This is a genomic window from Sphingobacterium sp. UBA865, assembly GCF_002295765.1.
Lineage (GTDB): Bacteria > Bacteroidota > Bacteroidia > Sphingobacteriales > Sphingobacteriaceae > Sphingobacterium > Sphingobacterium multivorum.
The window spans coordinates 26,211-34,246 of the sequence record NZ_DBGB01000025.1; the positions used below are offsets into that span (position 1 = coordinate 26,211).

Sequence of the window (8,036 nt, forward strand, 5' to 3'; positions counted from 1 at the left end):
GAGTAAGCCCTTGGAATTAAAGAACAAAAAAAGGCAACGTTGAAAAACGTTGCCTTTTTTATAAGTTCTAAATGCCTCCTAATAGACTTTAACCATGTAGATATAGTCTTGCATTTTCTTGATTTGTTCTGTTCTTGGTAAACCTGCCAAGCTATTCTTTTTGTTGATCTTAAGACCGGTAACCAGTGAATCACTTGGTATGTCCGCTAAGGCGTTCAAGATTGATTTCGTTTTGATTGCAAAGGCGGCACCATCTATGCCACGTTGTTTTCCGGAAATAATACCAATCACATTACCTCTGCTATCCAATACCGGACCGCCACTGTTACCTGGATTGACAGGTACGGAGATCTGATAAGCGATGGTATCACCGGCATAACCTGTTGATGAACTTAGGTATCCCTGACCATATACTGCTTCGTCCCGAGGAAACCCGATCGTATAAATATCTTCACCAAGATCTGAAGTCGACGTTTTGAACGTGTAAGGTAAGCTTTTAGCTTTCTTAAAGGTCTTATCTGCGATGTATAAGATCGCCAAGTCTTTGCTTGGATCGGTGTGTACGATTTGTGCTTTATACGATTCGCCTTTACTATTTTGTAAATAGATCGAATCAGCCCCGCTAATGACATGGTAATTGGTGACGACATAGCCATCTGTCGTCAACATAAATCCTGTTGCACCAAACTGGCTTTCGGTACCTTTTACAGATTTTTTGTCATTGATATCCCTGATAGCAGCGTTGTGTGCGTTGACGTTCTTTTTGACATTGTTCATGTCTCTACGTAATGCACTGTAATCGGAAGATGCTTTCTCGAGGTTGCTGTAATAACCGCTCAGCCATAATGTGCCAAATACTGCAAATACCGCTACCACTGCAGCCACTAAAGAACTTGCTTTGATGCGTTCCCAAAGTGAAATTACCGCTGATTGTTTTATAGGAACTACCTTTGCGGGTTTGTTTTGGGTTTTATGGTATTCTTTTGCTGATTGTGCTAAAGCATTTTTGAAATCCAGCCGTTGACTGGTTTCTTTCATATTGGCAACAAATTCGCGGTGTTGTTGTAATTGGGCAGCATAGGAGGGCTGATCAGCACAAAAAGATTCAAATGCAGCTTTTTCTTCGGCCGATAATTCGCCGCGAAGATACTGGTCTGCTAATTCGAAAAATTCTTTTTGATTCATTGTTCCCATGGTGTTACACTAATTTTAATCTGTTGAAAAAAATATTTTTTTCAGCCGTTGTAGGCATTTATACTTCTGAGTCTTGGCATTATCTGTATTGGTATAACCAAATTTATCACAGATGTCCTGCATCGAATGGTTTAAGATGTAGAAATCATGTAAGATTGTCTTACAAGGTTCTCCCATTTTCTCTAAGGCAAGTTCCATTTGGTCGAACTTCTTTTCAAGTTCTTGATGCTGTTGTAGATCTTCTTCCTCAAATAAGGAATCTTCATAACCGCTAATGTCACTGTTGCCAAAACCAGCACGATTGAGTTGCTTAAGCCAAAGCCTTCTGCAAATCGAGTAAAGATATGTTTTAAGTTTGCTGCTGAGCTCAAAGTTCCCTTTGGAAACTTTATCGTAGAGCACAATGACAGCTTCTTGAAAAATATCTTTCGCTTCATCCTCACTTCCATTGTTTTGCAAGATCATATGGCTTATAGACGGATAGTACCGCTTGTAGATAGCATCTATCGCCAAGCTGTTGCCGTCTTTGATGCCTTCAATGATTTGCTCATCATTTTCTAGCAGGACTGATTTACTGAATTTACTCACCTATTAATACCTTAATGCTTAAATTGTAACCCTTTGAAAAATAAAATTCTTCGAAATATTTTCAAACGTAAACTTTTATTTGTTTAAAGTGAAATCTATCCCCAAAAATAAGGCTTATTCCTTGAAACCGAAAGCATTTGTTTTTTATTGGAATCAGCTTCTTTTGGGAGGACATCGTTATTTTTCGCCGGGTCAATTTTTTACGTTTTTACATTGTTTTATGTACGATCCTCAAATAGAGAACCTATAGAACAATTTTAAAGTTCGATATGATCTTTTTTGTATCGAAAAAGTTTCGCAATCGAGTGCTTTAATAATCTGCTTGTTATTACTACAAAATGAAGTTACATTTGGTTTCCTGGACTAAATTGCTTAATTACATTATGTTAAGAAACTCTGTTATTTTTTCAACGATTCTAGCCTCATTGCTGTCGCTGGACACTACCGTCACGATAGGGCAAACGATTACGTCATCTATCGACGGTTTCCAGTATGGAGCCACAACGGCTCCAAAAGGGAATGAATGGGAATCGCCTCAATTATTATCACTTAATAAGGAGTTGCCGCATGCGTCGTTCTTCTCCTTTCAGAACGTAGAAAGTGCGCGAAAAGTACTTCCCGAGCATAGTAACTATTGGCTTTCGCTCAATGGATCCTGGAAGTTTAACTGGGTAAAGACCCCGGAAGAGCGACCAAAGGACTTTTATGATCCGAATTATAATGTGGGTGCCTGGGAATCTGTTCCAGTCCCTATGAGCTGGAATATTTATGGTATACAGAAGGATGGAAGCTTAAAATATGGTGTACCTATTTATACCAATCAACGTGTGATCTTTCATCATCAAGTAAAGGTCGATGATTGGCGCGGTGGAGTTATGCGGACGCCAGCCCAAGATTGGACAACTTATGTCTACCGTAATGAAGTGGGATCGTACCGACGTAACTTTACAGTACCTACTCATTGGGACGGTCGTGAGGTATTTATCAATTTTGATGGTGTAGACTCCTTTTTCTACCTGTGGATAAATGGCAAATATGTCGGATTTTCAAAAAATTCCAGAAACGTCGCATCTTTCAATATCTCGCCTTACTTAAAAAAGGGTGCTGAAAATGTGTTGGCTGTTGAAGTTTACCGGAGTTCGGACGCTTCCTTTTTGGAAGATCAGGATATGTTTAGATTGCCCGGGATATTTCGGGATGTTTCGCTTACTTCAACGCCAAAAGTTCAGATTCGCGATTTAGCGGCCATTCCAGACTTGGACAGCAATTACGAAAATGGTTCGTTGAAAATTACGAGTACTGTACGCAATCTGGGTAGTAAGAAAGCTGAAGGGTATAAAGTAGTTTATTCACTTTATAAAAATAAGCTATACAGTGACGAGAATACCCTTGTTGATCAGACAGAAGCTTCATCAGCTGTGCCAGCCCTGGATGGTCAAGTTTCTAATAGCGTCGCCGCAACGTTGAACGTCAAAAATCCGGATAAATGGTCTGCCGAATTACCTTATCGGTATACTTTGGTGGCTGAATTGAAGGATAAAAAGAACAAAACGGTTGAGACTATTTCTACCTATGTTGGATTTAGAAAGGTTGAGATTAAAGATACCAAGGCTGCGGATGATGAATTTGGCTTGGCCGGACGTTATTATTATGTCAATGGTAAGACGGTGAAACTGAAAGGCGTCAACCGTCATGAAACCAATCCTGAACATGGCAAAGTAGTGACCAGAGAACAGATGGAAGCTGAGGTGAAATTAATGAAACGGGCGAATATCAACCATGTCCGGAATTCGCATTATCCAGAACCTGCTTATTGGTATTATTTATGCGATAAATATGGAATTTATCTCGAGGATGAGGCCAATATCGAAAGCCATGAATATTATTATGGCAAAGAGTCTCTTTCTCATGTTCCTGAATGGAAAAATGCCCATGTAGCCCGTAATATCGAGATGGTGCATTCGACCATCAACCATCCGGCAGTGGTTATCTGGTCTTTAGGAAATGAAGCCGGTCCGGGTGATAATTTCGTGGCCGCCTATCAGGCTATCAAGAAAATCGATACGTCAAGACCTGTTCAATACGAGCGTAACAATACAATCGTTGATATGGGCTCCAATCAATACCCCTCAATAGACTGGGTAAGAGGAGCTGTAAAAGGCACTTACAAATTGAAATATCCATTTCATATCTCGGAGTATTCACATTCCATGGGTAATGCCGTTGGTAACCTAATTGATTATTGGGAAGCCATCGAATCGACCAACTTCTTTATGGGCGGTGCCATTTGGGATTGGATTGATCAGGCCATGTATTATTACGATAAGAAGACCGGCGAACGCTTTCTCGCTTATGGCGGCGACTTTGGAGACAAACCCAATGATGGAACCTTTGTCAATAATGGGTTGATCTTTGCCGATATGAAACCTAAACCACAGTATTTTGAGGTCAAGAAAGTGTACCAAAATGCGGGCGTAAAGGCTGTTGATATTCAACAGGGGAAAATTGAGCTTTTCAATAAAAATTATTTTAAAGATCTATCCGATTATCAGGTTCAATGGTCGCTATATAAGGATGGGGTAGAAGTAAAAAATAGTGCAGGTACAATCAGTGCCGCTGATTTGCCGACAGCGCGCCAACGCAAGCAGCTTATATTGCCGATAAATTATGCGCAGTTAGATGCGGGATCGGAGTATTTTGTAAAAGTACAGTTTATTCTCAATACAGATCGACCTTGGGCGGCCAAAGGTTTTGTTCAAATGGAGGAACAACTGTTTGTCAAAGCGGCTGAAAATAAACCGTTGATTTCATCTGTTGCGCAAGGGGCGGCTCCGTTGCTTTCCAAAGAAGGTGATTTGCAGGTGGTGAAGGGAGATCAGTTTATCGCGAAGTTTGACAATAAAACAGGCTCGATATATAATCTAACATATGGCGGTAAACAAGTTATCCGCGATGGCGAAGGCCCAAAATTGGATGCACTACGTGCTCCGGTTGACAATGACAACTGGGCTTACCAACAATGGTTTGAAAAAGGATTACATAACCTTAAACATAAGGTTTTGTCGTCAAACAGTTATACCAAGAAAGATGGAACAGTTGTATTGGCATTTACGGTTGAATCGCAAGCTCCATATGGCGCGTCTTTGTTGGGGGGAACTTCGGGAACCTACACGCTTAAAGAGCATACGGATAAGCCTTTTGGCAAAGATGATTTTAAATTTACAAGCAATCAGATCTGGACAATTTATAAGGATGGCTCTATTGAATTGTCGTCGAGTATTACATCCAATAATGCAAGTGTTGTATTAGCTCGATTGGGATATGCTTTGCAATTACCGACCGAGTATGGCAATTATAGTTATTATGGACGTGGACCGATCAATAATTATGCTGATCGGAAGACAGCACAATTTATTGAATTGCACAAAAGCACTGTAAAAGATCAGTTTGTGCCATGGCCTAATCCGCAAAATATGAGTAACAATGAGGATGTGCGTTGGACAGCATTGACAAATAATGCTGGACAGGGAGTTGTTTTTATTGCGAAAGAGCATTTATCAACATCCGCTTTGGACTATAGTGAGCTTGAGTTGACCTTTGCACCGCACCCTTATCAATTACCAAAAAGTTCGGGCGTACACGTGCATCTTGATGCAGCTGTAACAGGACTTGGTGGTAATAGCTGTGGACAAGGGCCACCGTTAGAAAAGGACCGTGTGAAAGCAGTACCAACGGCTATCGGTTTCATTATCCGTCCGATTCAGAACAATGATATGATAGCAAAGGCTCAGGTAGCGACTGCCGGTGACGCGCCCATTTCGTTGGCAAGAAGTTCAAATGGAGAAGTTTCTATTCAATCGGGAAATAAAAATGAGACCGTATTATACAGTTTGAACAATGCAAAGGCAAGTGTCTATAAAGCGCCTTTTGACTTACGCGCCGGTGGTACAGTAACGGCTTGGTATCAGCAAAATGAAAAATTGAAGGTAACACAACAATACACTAAAATCGAAACCATTCCAATGGAGGTTGTTTTTGCTTCAAGTCAGGAGACTGGTGAAGGGGATGCCAAGAACCTATTGGATGGAGATCCTTCCTCGATTTGGCACACGATGTATTCGGTTACCGTAGCACAGTATCCACATTGGGTTGATTTTGATGCTGGAAGTAGCAAAACAATTAAGGGCTTCACTTTTCTACCAAGACAGGATGGACCGAATGGTGATATCAAGGATTATAAGATCCAGGTGAGTAAAGATGGGAAGAACTGGGAAGATGTGATGTCCGGATCTTTTGAACGGAATAAAAAATTAAAAACTGTTCGATTCGAAAAGCCTGTGAAAGGACGTTATATCCGCTTTACAGGACTTAACTCCCAACGAGGTGATGATTATGCTTCCGGAGCTGAATTTGCTGTTATCGCTGAATAATTTGCTTTTAATCGCATATTGAGCCAGCACCTGTCAAACAGGTGCTGGTTTTTTTGTTGGCGACCTAGGATAAGATTAAATAGTGCGATCGTTTCGTTTCACGTAAGGTAAGGTAAGGTAAGGTCTCGGGCGATAATTTTGCAAACTTATTACATATAATGTTCGCGCACTTCTGTATTTTTAGGCCAGTTTAAACCGAGGCAAACCGGACAGTATGGAAATAAATAAACTTGATAATGCGCCTTTTACGGCATACCAAAAACTGGTGGTCTTTTTATTGGCCATGACACAATTTACGGTCGTGCTTGATTTTATGGTGATGTCACCGATGGGGGATATCCTGATGAAAGCCATCGATCTCAAACCAGCTCAATTTGGCATTGCGGTTTCGGCCTATGCTTTTAGCGCGGGTGCTTCGGGGCTGCTTACCGCGGGCTTTGCCGATCGTTTTGATCGAAAGAAGCTGCTGCTTTTTTTCTATTCTGGCTTTATTATCGGAACTTTCTGCTGTAGTTTTGCCAACGATTATTGGACTTTGGTCGCTGCTCGAATTATCACGGGCCTCTTTGGAGGGGTCATTGGTTCGATCTCCATGGCTATTATCACCGATATCTTTACGCTTCAGCAACGTGGACGTGTGATGGGCTTTGTACAGATGGGCTTTGGCGCCAGCCAGGTCCTAGGCATTCCGATAGGTCTGTATATCGCAAACAATTGGGGCTGGCATAGTGCCTTTTTATGGATTGCCGTGATGGCTTTAATTATTGTCATTATCATTGCAATTAAACTCATTCCGATTACAGCACATATCGGTCTTCAGAAACATCAATCTGCGTTAAAGCACCTTTGGCTGACTTTTTCACAGCGAGAATATCGTATCGGCTTTGCTGCAACAGCCTTGCTATCCATTGGAGGTTATATGATGATGCCTTTTGGAAGTGCTTTTGCAGTCAATAACCTCAAAGTTAGCCACGAGCAGCTGCCGATGTTGTTTATGATTTCGGGTATCGCTTCATTGATTATTATGCCTATCGTCGGGAAATTGAGCGATCGTTACGATAAGTTTAAGATTTTCGCGTTCGCTTCCCTTTGGCTCATGGTTGTCGTATTTATCTACACGAACCTAGGCGTTACTCCATTTTATATTGTTGTTATCTTAAACATTTTAATGATGGCGGGCATTTTAAGTCGGATGACGCCTTCTTCCGCTTTGATCACGGCTGTTCCGGAGATGAAAGATCGGGGTGCATTTATGAGTATCAGTTCATCGTTGCAGCAGCTGGCAGGAGGTGTGGCAGCTTCGCTAGCAGGTGTAATCATTGTTCAAGAAACAAAAGAAAGCCCCTTGGAACATTATCCTACATTGGGGATGAGTGTGATTCTGCTCTCTATCATCGGTATTTTTATGATCTACCGGGTGAGCAGTATGATTAAAAAGCGAAAAGCCAATTCTTAAAACAAAATTGTTCTTATCGTTATTAGTTCTTAAAATATAAATTGCTAAAGAGAGATGGAATTATGGAAAAAATAGTTAGATATCCACATCCAAATGGAGAGATAACCGTTCTTTGGATACCTGAACGCTGTGCACATGCTGCGGTTTGCGTGAAGAGTCTCCCAAATGTGTATCATCCGAAAGATAGGCCTTGGATCACAGCGCAAAATGCCAGTACAGCGGAATTGATTGAACAGATCAAGCATTGCCCTTCTGGAGCACTTCAGTACGAATTGAAAAAATAATAGTTGTTGTATTGTTAAGGCAAAAAAAAAGCATCATTTAATTATAAATGATGCTTTTCTTGTTGGCGGTCTGGACGGGACTCG

Annotated in this window: 5 protein-coding genes; 3 read left to right on the forward strand and 2 right to left on the reverse strand. The window is 41.1% G+C overall.

Features of this window, described 5'->3' with window-relative positions:
* Positions 1 to 78 precede the first annotated feature (78 nt).
* Together B2O97_RS14370 and B2O97_RS14375 are read right to left on the reverse strand one after the other, a co-directional pair.
* On the reverse strand, positions 79 to 1,194 hold the full coding sequence (locus tag B2O97_RS14370; protein WP_070563283.1) for a S1 family peptidase: 1,116 nt from the start codon (positions 1,192 to 1,194) through the stop codon (positions 79 to 81).
* A gap of 15 nt (positions 1,195 to 1,209) precedes the next feature.
* Positions 1,210 to 1,782, reverse strand: coding sequence for an RNA polymerase sigma factor (locus B2O97_RS14375; RefSeq protein ID WP_115047104.1), 573 nt, complete (start codon positions 1,780 to 1,782; stop codon positions 1,210 to 1,212).
* A gap of 383 nt (positions 1,783 to 2,165) precedes the next feature.
* Here B2O97_RS14375 and B2O97_RS14380 point away from each other — a divergent pair, with 383 nt between their 5' ends.
* The 3 genes from B2O97_RS14380 (at position 2,166) to B2O97_RS14390 (ending at position 7,952) form a co-directional block, all read left to right on the forward strand.
* Positions 2,166 to 6,212 (forward strand): glycoside hydrolase family 2 TIM barrel-domain containing protein, encoded by a 4,047-nt coding sequence (locus tag B2O97_RS14380; RefSeq protein ID WP_286767606.1) that lies wholly within the window; start codon positions 2,166 to 2,168, stop codon positions 6,210 to 6,212.
* Between the two features lie 214 nt (positions 6,213 to 6,426).
* Positions 6,427 to 7,668, forward strand: a complete 1,242-nt coding sequence (locus B2O97_RS14385; protein ID WP_070563286.1) for an MFS transporter — start codon at positions 6,427 to 6,429, stop codon at positions 7,666 to 7,668.
* A 62-nt stretch (positions 7,669 to 7,730) separates the two neighbouring features.
* The gene (locus tag B2O97_RS14390; protein ID WP_046672314.1) at positions 7,731 to 7,952 is read left to right on the forward strand and encodes a (4Fe-4S)-binding protein; all 222 of its coding nucleotides are present in this window, start codon (positions 7,731 to 7,733) and stop codon (positions 7,950 to 7,952) included.
* Positions 7,953 to 8,036 lie beyond the last annotated feature (84 nt).